Genomic DNA, 17,711 nt, shown 5'->3' with positions numbered 1-17,711 from the left:
GTCTTATTTTAACCAATATGATGCGACCAGTGAAATTGAAGATTGACATTCTTTAGGTTTAATACTTGTCGAATTAATAAAGCACCTGCTCCAAGTAATGAGACGTACTTAGAGCCTTTAATAATGGTAATAGGTATTTGTATCCCACTTTTTTTTGCATATTTTTGGATTAATGACCCTAGTTCGGGAAGTGCTTCGATAATTGGAGAATTAATAAGTATTTTTTCTGGACCATAGAGCATTTGCAAATTAAATACTAACTGTGCCGTGTTATAGGCAAAATTTTCTAGAATACTATTAACAGATGGAATATTTTTTAAAACAACTTGATGTGCCTCTTCGAGATTTTTAATTTGGCAATGGCTAGCCTGCATAATATGAGCAAGTAGATAGTCACTTGAAAAAATATTACCAAGTTCTTGATATTTTCCTTTAGAATTAAGAACTTTAACACTACCTAATTCACCTGTCATACCTTGAAAGCCACTAAAGAGTTGATGATTGGCAATTACGCCAATGCCTGGTCCTCGATGAATACTTAATACAATAAAATTATCCGAATTATCTTTAATGAAATCACGTTCAAAAATTGCAGCTAGGTTAGCTTCATTTCCTATGTGAACTGGTATCCGATACAAATTTTTAAAATATTTTTGTAGATCTATATTTTGAAGATCGTAATAAGGAGAATGTTTAATTCGATTATTATCAACAACAGCATGAATAGAAAAGCTAATCCCTAAAAGACCTTGTTCCGTATCATCAAACTTTGAAATATGTGTTATCTGTTGTTCAATAATTTTTATAACGGACGAAATTTGGTGATCATTAATAGGAGTACGTTGGTAACTAATTTCTTGTCCATCAATATAGAGAAAAATGGTGTAAAGGCTATTATAAGTGAGGTTAAAGCAAGCAATATATCCATAATGCGAATTGATAGTATAAAGTTCCGGCTTTCTTCCACCGTTTTCTGTAGATTTTCCACGGCCAAGATGTTTAATATAATTTTGAGAATCAAGTTCATCAAAAAGAGATGAAACAGTAGCTCTAGTCAAATCAGTTTTGCGTGCAATTTCAGCACGGGAAATGGCGGAATGGTTAAATAGTTGTTGTTTAATATGTTTTAAATTAGATAAATGATTAAGATCATCTTTAGACGAAATTGACATAACACGATCCCCTTTCAACTTAATGCTACGGTTGTAATATAAGTACTATTATTCTCAGTTTTTATATTGTTGGTCAAGTTTCATATTTTAGAAAGCGCTTGCAGAATTCCGCATATGTGTTATTATTAGTTTGTTCAGTGAACATACTAACTTACAAATAACAATGAATAGGAAATGATATATTTGCAAAATGTAGCAACAAATAGCACTGATATTAAATTATCGTGGCAACAAAAATTTGGTTGGGCAACAGGTGATTTTGCTCAAAATCTTATATATACGACAATTTCTACGTATTTATTGTTTTTCTATACTAACGTTTATGGTTTACCAGCTGTTGATGCGGCAACAATGTTTTTAATAGTCAGACTCATTGACGCGATAAATGACCCAATTGTAGGAACATTTATTGATAAACACACAACACGCTTTGGTAAGTATCGAGGATATTTATTATATATGGGATTGCCTCTCGCAGTAATGGCAATTTTATGTTTTTATGTGCCCGATTTTAGTCAACTTGGCAAATTGATATATGCATATGTTACTTATGTAGGTCTATCGATTATTTATACAACAGTTAATATTCCCTATGGATCATTAAATGCCGCAATGACTCGAAATAATAAAGAATTAGTTTCTATGTCTTCAATCAGAATGTTTTTAGCTAATTTGGGGTCGTTAGCTGTTAGCTTTGGAGTACCTGTATGTGTCAAACTTTTTTCTGGTGGCTATTATTCAGGGGATGCTTCAAAAACTGGATGGTTTTTAACGATGATTGTATACGGAGTTGTAGGTGCCTTAGTACTTGTTTTTTGTTTTAGTCAATCTACAGAACATATTAAGATGTCCGCTGATACAGAAGCAACTGTTTCAGTTGGTGATTTGTTTCATCAGTTAAAGATTAATGGACCTTTACGAGTATTAGCAATTTTCTTCATTATCACTTTTGGTTTAATGTCCGTAGTAAACTCTGTGGGTGCATATTATATGACTTATAATGCTCACAATGCGGGCTTAATGCAGTGGTATAACTTATTAGGTACTCTCCCAGCGTTTATTACTGTTCCAATTACTCCTTGGCTAAATCGAAAGTTAGGTACACAAGTATTAATGCAGGGAAGTTTAATTATTATAATTATTGGTTTTTTAATTATGTTTTTGGTTCCAGCTACGGATATTTTTTGGACTTTTACCGGTCGTACAATTGAGGCGGCAGGAGTCACCTTATCCACAGGATTTCAATGGGCTTTAGTTCCACAAGTAATTACTTATGGAGAGTGGAAAACAGGTAAAAGAGAAAATGGAATAATTAATGCTATCGTAGGTTTCTTCTTTAAGTTTGGAATGGCACTTGGTGGTGTTATCCCTGGGTATGTTTTAGCTGCTTACGGTTTTGTGGCTAATCATCAACAAACAGTAAGAAGTTTATTTGGTATTAGAATGACAACTACAATTATTCCGATTATTGTAACTATTTTTGCAATGGTTGTATTTGCATTCTATAAATTAACTGATGAAAAAATTGAAAAGATGAATAATGAGATTCAACGGCGAAATCTTAATAATATTTAATTGTAATAAAGAAAGAAGAATTATTTATGAAATTTACTAACGGTTATTGGCTTACTAAAGATGGTTATAAAATAAATCATCCAGAGGAATCGTTTACTGCTGAACAATCAGCAAATCAATTAAATATATATGCTCCTTATAAAAAAATTAATGGACGTGGGGATGAACTAAATATTGGAATGACAACAATTAAATTAACCTCTCCACAGTCTGATGTAATTGGGGTAAAGCTTATTCATTTTGATCAAAATGAAAAGGCTCCTTCTTTCCAATTGCAGAATCATCATCCAGAGGTTGACATCCATATTGATGATCAGCAAGCTACGTTACAGAGTGGCAAGCTTCAAGTAAAAGCACCTCTTCGACAAAAATTTTCATTATCTTTTTATGCAGATGGGAAAGAATTAACAGCTTCACGTTATCGAGCACAAGGTGAGATTACTAATGAAAAAGATGGTAAGCATTACATGAGAGAACAATTATCTCTTGGAATTGAAACTCATGTGTATGGATTAGGTGAGCGTTTTGGAAACTTTGTAAAGAATGGTCAGGAAGTACGAACGATTAATAAAGACGGTGGAACTGGTTCAGACCAGGCCTATAAAAATGTACCATTTTATATAACTGATAATGGATATGGGGTTTTTGTTAATCAACCAGAACCTGTAGATTTTGAAATTGCTTCTGAAAATGTTGATCGTGTGCAATTTAGTGTTGAAGGAGAGTCATTAGAGTACTTTGTGATTTACGGTCCAACTCCTCAGGAAATTCTACATAAATATACTCAATTAACTGGAAAAATTCATCTGCCGCCTGCTTGGTCATTTGGTTTATGGCTAACTACATCGTTTTTAACAGATTACAGTGAAAAAACAGTTATGAAGTTTATTAATGGGATGGAAGAACGTCGTATTCCATTAGATGTATTTCATTTTGACTGTTTCTGGCAACGAGATTTTGAATGGAGTAATCTTACTTGGAATAATGATGAATTCCCTGACCCCGAAAAGTTAATTAAAGAAATCCACAATAAAGGGATTAAAGTCTGTGTTTGGATCAATCCTTATATTGCTCAAAAAAGTAAAATGTTTAAAGAAGGAAAAGAGAAAGGATACTTAGTTAAGAGAAAAGAGGGAAATATTTGGCAATGGGACTTATGGCAAGCGGGTAATGGTTTTATTGATTTTACCAATCCTGCAGCGGTAAAGTGGTTTCAATCAAAGCTAAAGAAGCTCCTAAAGATGGGAGTAGATTGTTTTAAAACTGACTTTGGGGAACGTATTCCAATGAAAGATGCAGTTTATTATGATGGGTCTGATCCTAAACGTGAACGAAATTACTACACTTATCAGTATAATAAAGCTACATTTGATGCAATTGCACAGGAACGTGGTATAGATGAGGCAGTTGTTTTTGCTCGTTCTGCTACTGTAGGCTCTCAACAATTTCCAGTTCATTGGGGCGGTGACTGTCTCTCAACATTTAAATCTATGTCAGATACTTTACATGGTGGACTTTCATTTTTAAGTTCTGGATTTGGATTTTGGAGTCATGATATTGGCGGATTTGAAGATGGACCAGATACCCCAACAGCTGATCTCTATAAGCGGTGGACACAATTTGGACTACTTTCATCACATAGTCGTTATCATGGAAGTGATGTTTATCGTGTGCCGTGGAATTTTGATGATGAAGCAGTAATTAACACTAGAAAATATGTAAACCTTAAATTATCTTTAATGCCATATTTATATACTCAAGCAGCTCACAATGCTAAATATGGTAATCCATTGATGCGACCAATGTGGTTTGATTTTACCAGTGACTATAATACACGTACAATTTCAAACCAGTATATGCTGGGAAGTCAAATTTTAGTTGCTCCAGTATTTAACTCAGAAGGAATAGTCCATTTTTATATACCAGCTGGAAAGTGGACAAGTATTGTAAATGAGGGAGAATTCTTTGAAAGTCCTACAAATGGGAAATGGATAACAAAGAAATACGATGAATTAACTTTGCCTGTATTGGTTCGTGATAATACAATTTTATTAACGCATAATAATCCTAAGCATGCTGATTATGATTATACTTTAAACCTTAATATTCATCTTTTTGATATGCATGAAGGAAAGACAAGGATAAGTGTTGTAAATAACCGTGGAAAAGATACTGGCTGGGTTGAGGTTATAAGAAATCAAAATAAGTTCCAAATCGAAACTAAAGGCTTAAGTGGAAAACAACAAATTATAATTCATGAAAATGGTCATGTGTTTGAAAAAACAATGACAAACAATAAAGTTAATGTAGAACTTGAATAATGAAAAGTCAGGTAATTTAGAGTAAATCTCTAAATATAACCTGACTTTTTAATTGAATAAATTAATGGTTATAGACGCTTGGTATTGATAATGTAGCACTTTCTTTGTGATTTTATACGTAAAATCCAAAGAAAGGGTTTACAAAATTACTTTAAGGGTATATATTAAGAATTGTAAGTTAGTTGTTTATACAAACTAAATGAATGGGAGGCCGTAAATATGGCTGATTTATGGAATGATATTGATAAAATTGAATACGAGGGACCACATAAAAGTATTAAGTCTGGTTTGTTCTACCAATACTACAACCCGGATGAAGTAATTTTAGGTAAGAAAATGAAGGATTGGCTTCGTTTCTCAGTTGCATATTGGCACACATTCGATCAACGGTTAGTTGACCCATTCGGTGATGGAACTGCTCAACGTCCATATGATAAATACAGTGACCCAATGGATTGCGCTTTAGCAAAGGTTGATTATGCATTCGAATTTTATAACAAATTAGGTGTTGATTTCCTTTGCTTCCACGATCGTGATTTAGCTCCAGAAGGTGACACACTTCGCGAAACAAACAAGAATTTGGATCGAGTAGTTGATAAGATTGTTGAATATCAAAAAGCTACCGGCATGAAAGTTCTTTGGAATACTTCAAACCTCTTTACAAATCCACGGTTCTTAGAAGGTGCTGGTACTGCTCCTTCAGCAGAAATTTACGCTTATGCTGCTGCTCAATTAAAGCACAGTCTTGAAGTTGGTAAGCGCGTTGGTTCAGAGAACTATGTATTCTGGGGTGGACGTGAAGGATATGAATCACTTTGGAACACAGATATGAAGCGTGAACAATCTCATATTGCTAAGTTCTTCCACATGGCTAAAGATTACGCTAATGAAATTGGTTTTGACGCTCAAATGCTTCTTGAACCAAAGCCAAAGGAACCAACTACTCACCAATATGACTTTGATGCTGCAACAACAATCAACTTCATGCGTGAATATGGTCTTGATAAGGACTTTAAGCTTAACCTTGAAGGTAACCATGCTAACTTAGCTGGTCACACGTACCAACACGAAATTCGAGTTGCTCGTGAAGCCGGATTGCTTGGTTCTCTTGATGCTAATCAAGGTGATAAGTTAATTGGTTGGGATATCGATGAATATCCATCTAACCTTTATGAAACTACTGCTGCTATGTGGGAAGTTATTCAAAACGGTAGCATCGGACCTCGTGGTGGATTAAACTTTGATGCAAAACCACGTCGGACATCGTTTAAGCCTGTAGATCTATTCTATGGTCACATTGTTGGTATGGATAGCTTTGCTGCTGGTTTACGGGTTGCTGCTGCTATGAAGGAAGACGGTTTCTTAGATGATATTATTAAAGAACGTTACTCCACATGGGATGAAGGCTTAGGTAAGAGTATTGAAGACGGTAATGAAAACTTTGCTAGTCTTGAAGAAAAAGTAATTGATACTCCACAAAGCGAATTGTTAGCAGCCACACATTCAGACCATCTTGAAGAAATTAAGGACACAATTAACCACTACATGATTGAAACGCTTGCTAAGTAAACATCTCCTATCAATCCAAAAAACTACAACATGACAAGCATTCACTCAGTACGAAAAAAAGTCATATAATAAAAGGGCCGAGGCAATCAACTTTGCCCCGCCCCTTTTTGGTTAAGAAGGGAATGAAATTATAATGAACGAATATGTAATTGGGGTCGACCTAGGTACAAGTGCAGTCAAGGTTTCAGCGATGGACCGTGATGGCAAGATTGTTGCGCAACAAAGCTATGGCTATGATCTCCATCAGCCTCATCCTGGCTACAGCGAACAAGACCCGCGAGATTGGCTTTATGGAACAACGATTGCAATTGATCGATTAATTTTAAGAGATGGATTAAAGGCTGAAGAAATTGATGGAATCTCATTCTCAGGACAAATGCACGGGCTGGTTTTACTGGATGCTAATGGACAAGTATTGCGACCAGCGATGCTATGGAATGATACGCGGACAACTAAGCAATGTGAAGAAATTAAAGAAAAGCTGGGCGATAAATTTATCGAAATTACTGGTAACCGTGCCTTGGAAGGATTCACTTTGCCTAAGCTTTTGTGGGTTAAAGAAAATGAACCAGAAATTTGGGCAAAAGCAAAAAGTTTCTTATTGCCTAAAGATTATGTTCGTTATGTAATGACTGGTAAACAGGCAATTGATTATTCCGATGCCACCGGAACAGTCCTATTTGATATCAAGAAGAATACTTGGAGTAAAGAAATCTGTGATGAATTTGGCATCCCTATGTCGATGTGTCCTCCATTAATTCGTTCAATTGATGAAGCGGGAACGGTTACTGATTCTTATTCGATGTTCTCGGGATTAAAGACGACCACTAAAGTTTTTGGCGGTGGCGGTGATAATGCTTGTGGAGCCGTTGGAGCAGGTATTCTAAAGCCGAATATGGTAATGAGCAGTATTGGAACATCAGGCGTGGTTTTGAAATATGAGCCCGATGCAAATGTAAATTATCACGGTGCTTTACAGTATGAATGTCATGCAATTCCTGATACTTACTATTCAATGGGGGTTACGTTAGCTGCAGGGCATTCGCTAAATTGGTTCAAACATACTTTTGCAAAAGATGAAGATTTCACAGCAATGGTTAATAAGGCATCTGAACGACCATTGGGAGCTAACGGTTTGCTTTTCACGCCATACCTTGTTGGTGAGCGGACGCCATACGCTGACGCTGATGTTCGGGGGAGCTTTATCGGTGTTGACAGTATGCAAAATAAGTATGATTTTGTTCGTTCAGTGATTGAAGGTATTACTTTTAGTTTCCGCGATATCCTAAATATTTATGATCAACATGGTCAAGACTTTGATACGGTTGTTGCCATTGGTGGTGGCGCTAAGAGTGAATTTTGGTTACAGCTACAAGCTAACATCTTTAATAAAAAAGTAGTTTCATTAACAAATGAACAGGGTCCAGGCCTCGGTGCTGCGATGTTAGCTGCAGTAGGGCTGGGATGGTTTGATTCACTTCAAGATTGTGCGAAGAAGTTCGTTCATTTTGGCAAGACCTATGAGCCACAACCAGAAATAGTAGCTAAATATAATGCGTTTTATAAGATATATCATCGTATTTATGACCAAACTAAAGATCTTAGTCACGATATTATGAAATTACGAAATAGTTGGGATTAATAAAAGCGTCTTACCAAGGAGTTGACGGTAAGGCGCTTTTTATAACAAATATACTATAATAAAGCATATTAACAAAAAGGAGTGGGATCTTCATGGTAAAAATTGATTTAAATTTTGTTAAGGGATTAACACTTGAGGAAAGAGCTGCCTTGGTTTCAGGAAAAGATTTTTGGTTTACCGCTAAAGTACCTGGAGTAGATCGAATGATGATGTCAGATGGACCTTCTGGATTACGTAAACAAGATTTATCTGCTTCACTAACTGATATTAATAATTCTGTTGATGCAGTTTGTTTCCCCTCATCCGCTTTAACCGCTAGTTCATTTGATGATAGTTTGCTGTTTGACTTGGGAAGTCATCTTGGCGTAGCAGCAAATGCCGAACATCTTGGCGTTTTACTCGGTCCTGGAGTTAATATCAAGCGTAGTCCTTTAGCTGGACGTAATTTTGAGTATTTCTCTGAAGATCCACTATTAACTGGTCGAATGGGTACTGCCTATGTAAAGGGAGTTCAAGAAAAGGGCGTTGGCGTTAGCGTTAAACACTTTGCTGCGAATAACCGTGAAGATCAGCGGTTTACATCTTCATCTAATATTGATGAGCGGGCCCTGCGTGAAATTTATTTAGCTCAATTTGAACGGATTGTTAAAGAAGCCCAGCCTGCTACCTTAATGTGTTCTTACAATAAACTGAATGGGGTTCTTAATTCGCAAAATCAGCGCTTGCTAACGGAAATTTTGCGTAACGAATGGGGATTTGATGGCTTAGTAATGTCTGACTGGGGCGCTGTTGCCGATCATGTTGCAGCCATAAAAGCGGGCTTAGATTTAGAAATGCCAGGTAAAGGCCAAGTCTCTGTTGATGAAATTGTGACAGCAGTAAAAGCAGGTCGGCTTCAAGAATCAACCCTAAACCGTTCAGTACTCCGGGTATTACGAATGGTCGAAAAATGGGGGAAAGATGCCGTTGCGACTGAGGAATACGATAAAGAAGAACAACATAATTTTGCCCGTCAAGTTGCTGATGAAAGTATTATTTTACTTCAAAACAAAAACCAACAACTTCCCTTAAAAAAGAGTGAATCCATCGCAATTATTGGTGAATTAGCAACTAAGCCACGGTTTGAAGGTGGGGGAAGTTCGCATGTCAACGCCCACCATCTTGTTACTCCACTGCAAGCAGCTCCTGCTAATACTCAATACGCACAAGGATACTCATTAGATAGTGAGCAGGAAGATGAAGATTTAGTCAATGAAGCATTGCAATTAGCTAAAAGTAGCGACAAAGTTATTATATTTGCTGGTTTTCCTGAAGAAATGGAGACAGAGGGCTTTGATAAAACTTCAATCTCATTACCATTAAATCAAAATCGCCTTATCGAACAAGTTACTCAAGTTAATGCTAATATCACGGTTGTCTTACAAAACGGTTCAGCTCTTGAAATGCCATGGGCAGATAAAGTAGGTGCGATTGTTGAAACTTACTTAGCTGGGGAAGCGGTCGGTGAAGCAACGTGGGATATTTTAACAGGAAAAGTCAATCCATCCGGAAAGTTATCAGAAACATTGCCAGTTCGGTTACAGGATAATCCAACCTATGGAACTTTTGGCAAAGATCATGATCAAGAGGATTATCATGAAGGAATCTTTGTCGGTTATCGATACTATGACTTGCATGAGATGCCAGTTCTCTTTCCATTCGGTCATGGATTGAGCTACACAAGCTTTGAATATCATGATTTGGTTGTTCAAGAAGGAACAGACGAGGTTAATGTAAGCTTACAAGTAACAAATACAGGGGAGGTTGCCGGAAAAGAAGTTGTTCAACTTTATGTAGCAAATCATATTAGTCGAGTGGAAATGCCAGTTAAGGAATTACGTGATTTTGCGAAGGTTAGTCTTCAGCCAGGAGAAACCAAGACTGTTGAGATGAAACTACCGCGCCGGGCTTTTAGTTGGTATAACGTTAATAATGAGCAGTGGGAAGCCGATAATGGAAGATATGAAATCATGCTTGGCTCTTCTTCACGCGATATTCGCTTAACAGCTGATTTTGAGCTGACAATCGGGGTTGATCCATTAGGTGAAGTTACAGTGGATACCTACATTGGCGAAGTTTGGAATAGTAATAATCCTAAAATTCAAGAAGCGCTTAAAAAATCTGGCTTATATGATGCTTTAAAACCGATGATGGCTGATGACGCATGGGTAGCGATTTCTGCGAACATGCCATTGCGCTCGCTTACTGCTGCAGGAGTAGACGAAGAGAAGCGTGAAGCCTTTTTAAAAGAACTTAGATAAATAAAGGGATTTGATACATTTTTCAAATACAATACAGCACCTCTTTTGGTCGAAACTTCACTGATAAAAAATAGTGGGCAGTATCTCTATTAACGATTCCGTAGTTTGAACAAGTCCGGGGCATATAAGTAAGCGCAAATAATGTTTGAGCCACGTGAACTTTTTTAATTAATAATGATGAAAAAATTTAAATAAAAGCCCGTTAAATTGAGAGATTTCTTATATCATTATTCATGGAGGTTACCTTCTTTTCTGTGTGATTTAGCGATTTCATTGAATCAGAGGGAAAACTTCTTTTTATTTTAAAAACAAAAATCTGCTATTGATATAGAAAGTAATTATTTTTATATCAACACCAGATTTTGTAGAGCTTATTGTTTAATATTAACACCTTCATGAATTCCGTAAACCGCAATAGCAGCACAAAATAAAGATATTCCAGCTATTAACATCATCATTGGCTGACTATGATTAACAAGAGGAAAAATAGCAAAACTCATAAGTGAAGCAATAATTTGCGGTAAACAAATACCGATATTGAATAATCCAATATATGCTCCTTCGTTTTGACCATTGAGTGAAGATGTAAGAAGAGTAAAAGGTAATGTATGAATGGTGAAATAGCAAATTCCAAATAGAATGAATGCTATTACAGTTAACCATTTATCATGTACAAAAGAAACCATGATTAGACCAATTCCACCAATTATGAGCCCAAGGGCATACCATTTTTTTCGAGTTGTTGTTTTGGCATGTGAATATAGAAATCCCCAGCAAATTCCTGCAATACTTAAAATAGCTGTTAAAACACCATACCAGTTACCTGCAGCCTGAAATCCTGCACTAGTTGGATCAGTTGTATTCCACACATTTTTAGCTAAGGTTCCGGTTGAATAGGTCCATACATACATAACTGCTACCCAGCTAAAGAATTGTACAAGGCATAATTCCCAAAAAGCTTTTGGCGCCGTTTTAATGAGCTGAAAAAGACTAACTTTTTTCTTGTTTGCTTGAGGATCTATTCCATGGTAGCGAGCGTAAGTATCGGGATCATATTCTTTTACATTGAAAACGGTCCACATACTTGTAGTAAATAGAACACAAGCAGCGATAATATAAGCCCAGATAACAGTATTAGGAACAACGCCTTTTTTAGCGGTATTTTGCATCCCACAGGCTGTGAAAATAAATGGGAGTAAAGAAGCAAGAATTCCACCACCGTTAAAGAAAATTTGTTGTAATGACCATGCAAAATTTTTTTGATTATTGTTAACCATGTCTCCAATAATCATCCTAAATGGTTGCATACAAATATTATTAAAAAGATCCATAAAACAAACAGCAAATGCAGCAAAAATCATTGCTCCCATTGAACCATATCCAAAGCCGAGCGAACCAGAAAATGGTAACATTAATAGAACTATTGCAGCGATTGGTGCACCAAAAAGAAGATAGGGCATTCGTCTTCCAAACCGATTCCAAGTTCGGTCGGAGTATTTACCAATTAAAGGCTGAACTATCATTCCCATTAAGCCAGGAAAAATGAAGAAAAATCCTAAATTATTTGGATTAGCACCAATTGATTGGAAGATACGACTCATCTGGGAACTTTGTAAAGAAAACCCCATGTTAATTCCAAGAAATCCAAAAGTTATGGAAAAAATAACATATTTTGATAAATTAGGTAAATTAGCATCAGCATTGATTCGTGTTTTCTTTATATTTGAAAGATGAGATTGATGATTTTGATGTGAAATATCCATGTGTCTATTCCTCAGGAACCTTAAAGTTCAGTAGTGCATTTAGTGGGTGACTAGCTTTTGTAAAAAGTGGAATTGTATCAATTGGAGCATCAACAGTGATAGTCTGTCCTCCTTGATAATGTTTCTTAGAATTAATATCAATCCATTCATTGCACTTTGGAAGATAAACTCGACATTCTCGTTGCCCTGCATGTGTAATAGGGGTTACTAACACGTCTGGACCAAACATATATTCATTAGAGATATTCCAAGTATGATTGTCAGAATTAAAATCATAAAACAGTGGTCGAATAATAGGTGTTCCATCTTCATGTGCTTTTTTCATTTGCTCCATAATATAAGGACGGATTGCTTCGCGCATAAATAAATACTTTCGTAGAATAATATAAGTATCATGTGGATATTTATAAATTTCATTAAATGCACCACTTCCAAATGGTTGATTAAACATTCTATCAGCATGTTCAATGGTTTGTTCTGCAGGTTCGCGAAAACCATGGAGACGCATAATTGGACAAAACGTACCAAATTGGAACCATCTAGTTAAAAGTTCATGAAATTTTGGATCGTGGACGTTTCCACCAGTGAATCCACCAATATCTGTTGTCCACCAAGCTATTCCAGAAAGTCCAGCATTGAGTCCAGCGACTACTTGTTTACGCAATGATTCAAATGTTGAATGAACGTCTCCAGACCATAAGACTACGCCATATCTCTGACTTCCAGCCCATACACATCGTACTAGATTAATAATGTCTTTTTGACCTGCAGATTTTTGACCTTCATAAAATGTCTTTGCATAGTCTAGTGGGTAGATATTGCTAATTTTTAGAGCAGGGCCTTGGTAATAGCGAAAATGATCAAAGTCATACATAAAACCATATTCTGGTTCTGCTTCATCTAGCCAAAACATTCGAATACCATTGTCATAATAATTTTGCTTAGCTTTATTCCAAACAAATTTTCTTGCTCCTGGATTAGTTGCATCAAAGAAAACTTCATTCCCCATAAAATGATAAGAATCAGAATACATTCTTTCTGAACGTACAAGATATCCTTTATCATTCATTTCATCATAATTTTCACTATTTACATCAACGGTTGGCCAAATAGAAACCATTAATTTGATTCCCATGTTGTTTAACTCTTTAACCATTTTTTTAGGATTTGGCCAGTATTTTGGATCGAATTTCCATTCCCCTTGTTTTGGCCAGTGGAAAAAGTCAATAACAATTACATTAATTGGTAGCTTTCTGTTTTTATATTCATGAGCAACTTTAAGTAGTTCATCTTGAGTACGGTACCGTAATTTGCATTGCCAAAAACCACTAGCGTATTTAGGTAACATTGGTGTCTTTCCGGTTGCATTTGTATATTGCTTAATAATTTTTGATGGAGTATCATTTGTAGTTATCCAAAAATCAATTTGATCGGTATCTTTTGCTTCCCATCTTGTTTCATTATTAGCAAAGATAACTTGACCAATAGCTGGGTTGTTCCAGAGAAATCCATAACCACGGTTTGAAAGTGTAAAAGGAACTGTAGCTTGTGTATTTCGTTGAGCTAATTCAAGAATACACCCCTTATAATTTAACTGTTTTTCTTGTCGTTGCCCCATTCCATAAAATTTTTCATTGTCAAATGCCTCAAAACGAACTGTTGCTTTAAAATCTCCACCAATAATAGGCTTTAACTCGCGTCCTGGAATTCCCAGAGGACTAGTTTTTTTACCCCCCGGTTTAACCTGCCATTTTTCTTCTAGTAAAGTTCTATTATCATTGGTTATTTTTAACCATCCAAATTGATTGATTGTAGCTGTAATTTTGCCATTAGTAATTTGACAAGTATTTTTATTAGAATCAATTTGTATATTAGCTTTTTCTTTAGATGCAATGTCTTTAGAGTAACTTAGTGCCCAATCTTGATTAGGGGTAAAGTTACTTTTCTTTGTAGCACGAAACCTTAAGCTATTTATTCCCCATGGTTGAATGAGTATTTGTTCTCCAGCATGTTCCCAATAAAGACCATCTTTTCTTTTTTCTATAACAGGCATTATTAATTCATCCTTTCTGTTATACTTTAAAGTAAGTTTGTTTTTTATACTAAGAGCTTACATTTATATTAAAGCGCTTTCATTCGCGCGAATAAACTTATAAAATGTTATAAAAAGTGAGAAAAATGAATGACAATCAGTTAAAAGTAACCATAAATAAAATAAATGTTCTTAAAAGTGGAAAAATGTAAGGTGGCTTGACATTATGGTGTCTCAAAGGAACCTATCTAATTCAATGATTTATTTACTTAATAGCGACCGTCCGTTTCATTGTTATATGGCAAAAAAAGAGATTATTAAGAAAAATAATAAGAATAAAGAAAAAACAGGTGTAAATATTTATGAATTGTTAATTGGAATTGAAGGAGAAGTACAATTAATTACAAATCAAAGCTATTATTCTTTACAGAAAGGCAGTTCTATCTTACTGCCACCAAATACAGATTTAGAGCTAAAAACACTAAACGAAGATAGCACATATTATTGTTTTCAATTTTTCCCTAAGGATGAACAAAAATTTTTCCCATATAAACAAGTCGTAGATTGTTTTAATAGCAGAGAAAAATTAAAAAGAATAATTAACAATGTAATTATTCCCACTCAATATCAAATTAATAATTTTAGAAAGATAAATACGCTAGCATTAGAAATAATTAGACAAATTGATCAAACATATTATACAGATGCTATTCCATCTTATGCAGTAACTAGCCTATTACTACAATTAACCAATGACTTTGTGAGTGGCTTTTTTCAAGGAACAATAAAGGATAAACGCATTAATGAAATTACAAAATGGATTGAAGAAAACCTTAGTTATAAACTAACAGTTCAAGATGTAGCAGAACATTTTCAATTAAATTACCGATATATTAGTAAACTATTAAAGCAAGCGACGGGGATGTCCACTTCAGCATATATTACGCATATTAAACTTGAATTGGCACGACAATACTTATTAGAATCTAATTTGCCATTAAAACTTATTGCAGACAAATCCTTTTTCTTAGATGATAAATATTTTTTAAAAGTTTTTAAAAAATATGTTGGAGAAACACCGACTCAATATAGACAGCGTTATATGAAAGAATTTCTGGTTACGGATAGTCAAAATAGAACTAAAAATCATAAAAAATAGTAAATATAGAAAAAGCTTTCAACATTTTAAACACTGGAATAAAAATGTCGAAAGCTTTTTGTTATAGATAACTTTATTTTATTTCTTGAATTAATCCATTAAAGAAGTGTTTTAGTGACACTTGACCACCATTAGTACGTTCTCCTTTGAGAAATGAAATTTCATTATGGACGTTTTTATATTCATATAAGTTATTTGCGTATTCCAGAATAATGTCGTTTTCTGGATAATCCATACACATGTGTGCGAGATTATTAAGGCCAGTTTTTATATCGCGCCGAATCCGTTGGAAAATTATCTTTTTACCATGCTCATCACATTGGAAAAACTCTTCAAAATTAACCTCATCAAAACTAATTTCCCGTTCAATCATCGTATTAACAAGTTTATTAATTGCAGGAGCACCATTTCCGGCTGTAATCCCAAGAAAGCGTAAGATAGATTGGGCGTTTTCTTTTTTCTTATTTTTTCCGCTAATCGTAACCGTATTATTGTTCGTAGCGGCACCGCTCACAAGGTCTAAAACTTGAAGAAGTCGATTAGACATATTAATATTTTGCGCTGCTAGTTTAATAACGGATTTAACTTCTGCAATGTTTAATGGCTTTTCAATAAAGAAATCAATCCCATGTTGATATGCACTTGTTTTTATAGAGGGTAAAATTGCTTGAGCAGTCATAATGAAGTGCGGATAATGATGACTATCCTGAATTTTTTGAATAAGTTGGACCCCATCCATCGTTGGCATTGCATAATCGATAAACATGATATCAATTCCTAGGCGCATTGCATCATCGTAGGCCTGTTGCGGGTTAGAGGTTGTTCCGACAACAGTATTGTTAAAATCATTTTCAATAATATTGGATAATAAATGAATAATCTTACTGTCATTATCTAAAATATAAAAATTCATGTATTTTCACCGATTTCTTGATGTTATTTGAAGTATTCTGAAACACTGTTTTATTTTACTCTTTGTGAAGACAATAGACAATAGAGTTGTTATTTTACAAATGTGTAGGTGTTTCCGCTTACATCATTGTGAATAAAGCGATTGTTACAAAAAAATAGCTAATTTTTTCTTGTTATTTATCGATTTTTTTTGAAGTATTTTGAAACCTTCCCCTATTATAGTACTTGTATTAAGACCTTAGGAGGAAATAAAAATGGCTTTTAATTTACGTAATCGTAGTTTCTTAACTCTTGCAGACTTTAACACTCGGGAAATGGAATACATGCTTAATCTTGCTGAAGATTTAAAGAAGGCAAAATATGCTGGTTATGAAGGCAAGAATCTTGAAGGCAAGAACATTGCTTTGATTTTTGAAAAGAGTTCTACCCGTACTCGTTGTGCATTCGAAGTTGGTGCTAAGGATGAAGGTGCTCATGTAACTTACCTTGGCCCATCAGGTTCTCACATTGGTCACAAGGAATCTGTTAAGGATACTGCACGTGTTCTTGGTGGAATGTTCGATGGTATCGAATACCGTGGATTCTCACAACGTAATGTTGAAATTTTAGCTAAGTACTCTGGTGTACCAGTTTGGAATGGTTTAACTGACGAAGACCACCCAACACAAGTACTTGCTGACTTCTTAACAGCTCACGAAGTATTGAAGAAGCCTTACAAGGACATCAAGTTTGCCTTTGTAGGTGACGGTCAAGACAATGTTTCAAACGCATTGATGCTTGGTGCTGCTGTAATGGGTATGGAATACCACGTTGTTACTCCTAAGGAATTGGAACCAACTAAGGAAACCTTAGATAAGGCTAACGAAATTGCTGCCAAGACCGGTGCTAAGATTGTTGTTACTAATGACATCAAAGAAGGTGTCAAAGGTATGGACGTAATCTATGCTGATGTTTGGGTATCAATGGGTGAATCTGATGACATGTGGGAAAAGCGGATCAACCTTCTTAAGCCTTACCAAGTAACAATGGATGTTATGAAGGCTACTGAAAACCCTAATGTTCTCTTTGAACACTGTCTTCCTGCATTCCACAACCTCGACACTGAAGTTGGTAAGGAAATTGAAAAGAAGTTTGGCTTAAAGGAAATGGAAGTTACTGACGAAGTATTCGAAAGTGAACATTCAGTTGTCTTCCGTGAAGCTGAAAACCGGATGCACACTATCAAGGCTGTAATGGTTGCAACTTTGGGTGAACAAAACTAATTAG

Annotated in this window: 11 protein-coding genes; 7 read left to right on the top strand and 4 right to left on the bottom strand. The window is 35.3% G+C overall.

The genetic code is table 11. The features are described 5' to 3' along the window. Nucleotides 1-8: 8 nt before the first annotated feature. Complete coding sequence (locus tag LMB56_RS02330) at nt 9-1,172, bottom strand: ROK family transcriptional regulator (protein ID WP_113896714.1); 1,164 nt, start codon at nt 1,170-1,172, stop codon at nt 9-11. 174 nt (nt 1,173-1,346) lie between these two features. Between LMB56_RS02330 and LMB56_RS02325 the strand changes: the two genes are divergently transcribed. The 5 genes from LMB56_RS02325 (at nt 1,347) to LMB56_RS02305 (ending at nt 10,579) form a co-directional block, all read left to right on the top strand. After that, the gene (locus tag LMB56_RS02325) at nt 1,347-2,747 is read left to right on the top strand and encodes a glycoside-pentoside-hexuronide (GPH):cation symporter (protein ID WP_229283658.1); all 1,401 of its coding nucleotides are present in this window, start codon (nt 1,347-1,349) and stop codon (nt 2,745-2,747) included. A gap of 26 nt (nt 2,748-2,773) precedes the next feature. Further along, nucleotides 2,774-5,068, top strand: coding sequence for an alpha-xylosidase (gene yicI / locus LMB56_RS02320; RefSeq protein WP_229283659.1), 2,295 nt, complete (start codon nt 2,774-2,776; stop codon nt 5,066-5,068). A gap of 219 nt (nt 5,069-5,287) precedes the next feature. Further along, nucleotides 5,288-6,637, top strand: a complete 1,350-nt coding sequence (gene xylA / locus LMB56_RS02315) for a xylose isomerase (protein ID WP_086120626.1) — start codon at nt 5,288-5,290, stop codon at nt 6,635-6,637. Between the two features lie 133 nt (nt 6,638-6,770). Further along, nucleotides 6,771-8,279 (top strand): xylulokinase, encoded by a 1,509-nt coding sequence (gene xylB / locus LMB56_RS02310; RefSeq protein WP_229283660.1) that lies wholly within the window; start codon nt 6,771-6,773, stop codon nt 8,277-8,279. A 92-nt stretch (nt 8,280-8,371) separates the two neighbouring features. After that, nucleotides 8,372-10,579 carry a glycoside hydrolase family 3 C-terminal domain-containing protein gene (locus tag LMB56_RS02305; RefSeq protein ID WP_229283661.1) on the top strand — a complete coding sequence of 736 codons (2,208 nt, stop codon included), beginning with the start codon at nt 8,372-8,374 and terminating at the stop codon, nt 10,577-10,579. A gap of 371 nt (nt 10,580-10,950) precedes the next feature. On the opposite strand, the gene LMB56_RS02300 is transcribed toward LMB56_RS02305, so the two are convergent. After that, entirely contained in the window at nt 10,951-12,342 is a 1,392-nt protein-coding gene (locus tag LMB56_RS02300) for an SLC45 family MFS transporter (protein WP_229283662.1), read from the bottom strand. 4 nt (nt 12,343-12,346) lie between these two features. Then, nucleotides 12,347-14,395 carry a glycoside hydrolase family 31 protein gene (locus LMB56_RS02295; RefSeq protein WP_229283663.1) on the bottom strand — a complete coding sequence of 683 codons (2,049 nt, stop codon included), beginning with the start codon at nt 14,393-14,395 and terminating at the stop codon, nt 12,347-12,349. A 205-nt stretch (nt 14,396-14,600) separates the two neighbouring features. Between LMB56_RS02295 and LMB56_RS02290 the strand changes: the two genes are divergently transcribed. Next, nucleotides 14,601-15,533 (top strand): helix-turn-helix transcriptional regulator, encoded by a 933-nt coding sequence (locus LMB56_RS02290; protein WP_229283664.1) that lies wholly within the window; start codon nt 14,601-14,603, stop codon nt 15,531-15,533. Between the two features lie 73 nt (nt 15,534-15,606). Here the strand turns inward: LMB56_RS02290 and LMB56_RS02285 are convergent, their stop codons facing one another. Next, the gene (locus LMB56_RS02285; protein WP_229283665.1) at nt 15,607-16,446 is read right to left on the bottom strand and encodes a DNA-binding domain-containing protein; all 840 of its coding nucleotides are present in this window, start codon (nt 16,444-16,446) and stop codon (nt 15,607-15,609) included. A 253-nt stretch (nt 16,447-16,699) separates the two neighbouring features. Here LMB56_RS02285 and argF point away from each other — a divergent pair, with 253 nt between their 5' ends. Further along, the gene (gene argF, locus LMB56_RS02280) at nt 16,700-17,707 is read left to right on the top strand and encodes an ornithine carbamoyltransferase (RefSeq protein WP_122481901.1); all 1,008 of its coding nucleotides are present in this window, start codon (nt 16,700-16,702) and stop codon (nt 17,705-17,707) included. The last annotated feature ends 4 nt before the right edge of the window (nt 17,708-17,711 follow it).

It is taken from the genome of Limosilactobacillus reuteri (assembly GCF_020785355.1).
In the GTDB taxonomy this organism is placed as follows: Bacteria; Bacillota; Bacilli; order Lactobacillales; family Lactobacillaceae; genus Limosilactobacillus; species Limosilactobacillus reuteri_I.
This window is presented reverse-complemented; position numbering and strand designations above follow the sequence as displayed.

Bases quoted from the DNA above. Each gene is read 5' to 3' on its own strand.
- LMB56_RS02330 (WP_113896714.1), bottom strand. From the start codon at position 1,172: ATGTCAATTTCGTCTAAAGATGATCTTAATCATTTATCTAATTTAAAA.
- LMB56_RS02325 (WP_229283658.1), top strand. From the start codon at position 1,347: ATGATATATTTGCAAAATGTAGCAACAAATAGCACTGATATTAAATTA.
- xylB (WP_229283660.1), top strand. From the start codon at position 6,771: ATGAACGAATATGTAATTGGGGTCGACCTAGGTACAAGTGCAGTCAAG.
- LMB56_RS02305 (WP_229283661.1), top strand. From the start codon at position 8,372: ATGGTAAAAATTGATTTAAATTTTGTTAAGGGATTAACACTTGAGGAA.
- LMB56_RS02300 (WP_229283662.1), bottom strand. From the start codon at position 12,342: ATGGATATTTCACATCAAAATCATCAATCTCATCTTTCAAATATAAAG.
- LMB56_RS02295 (WP_229283663.1), bottom strand. From the start codon at position 14,395: ATGCCTGTTATAGAAAAAAGAAAAGATGGTCTTTATTGGGAACATGCT.
- argF (WP_122481901.1), top strand. From the start codon at position 16,700: ATGGCTTTTAATTTACGTAATCGTAGTTTCTTAACTCTTGCAGACTTT.
- yicI (WP_229283659.1), top strand. From the start codon at position 2,774: ATGAAATTTACTAACGGTTATTGGCTTACTAAAGATGGTTATAAAATA.
- LMB56_RS02290 (WP_229283664.1), top strand. From the start codon at position 14,601: ATGGTGTCTCAAAGGAACCTATCTAATTCAATGATTTATTTACTTAAT.
- LMB56_RS02285 (WP_229283665.1), bottom strand. From the start codon at position 16,446: ATGAATTTTTATATTTTAGATAATGACAGTAAGATTATTCATTTATTA.
- xylA (WP_086120626.1), top strand. From the start codon at position 5,288: ATGGCTGATTTATGGAATGATATTGATAAAATTGAATACGAGGGACCA.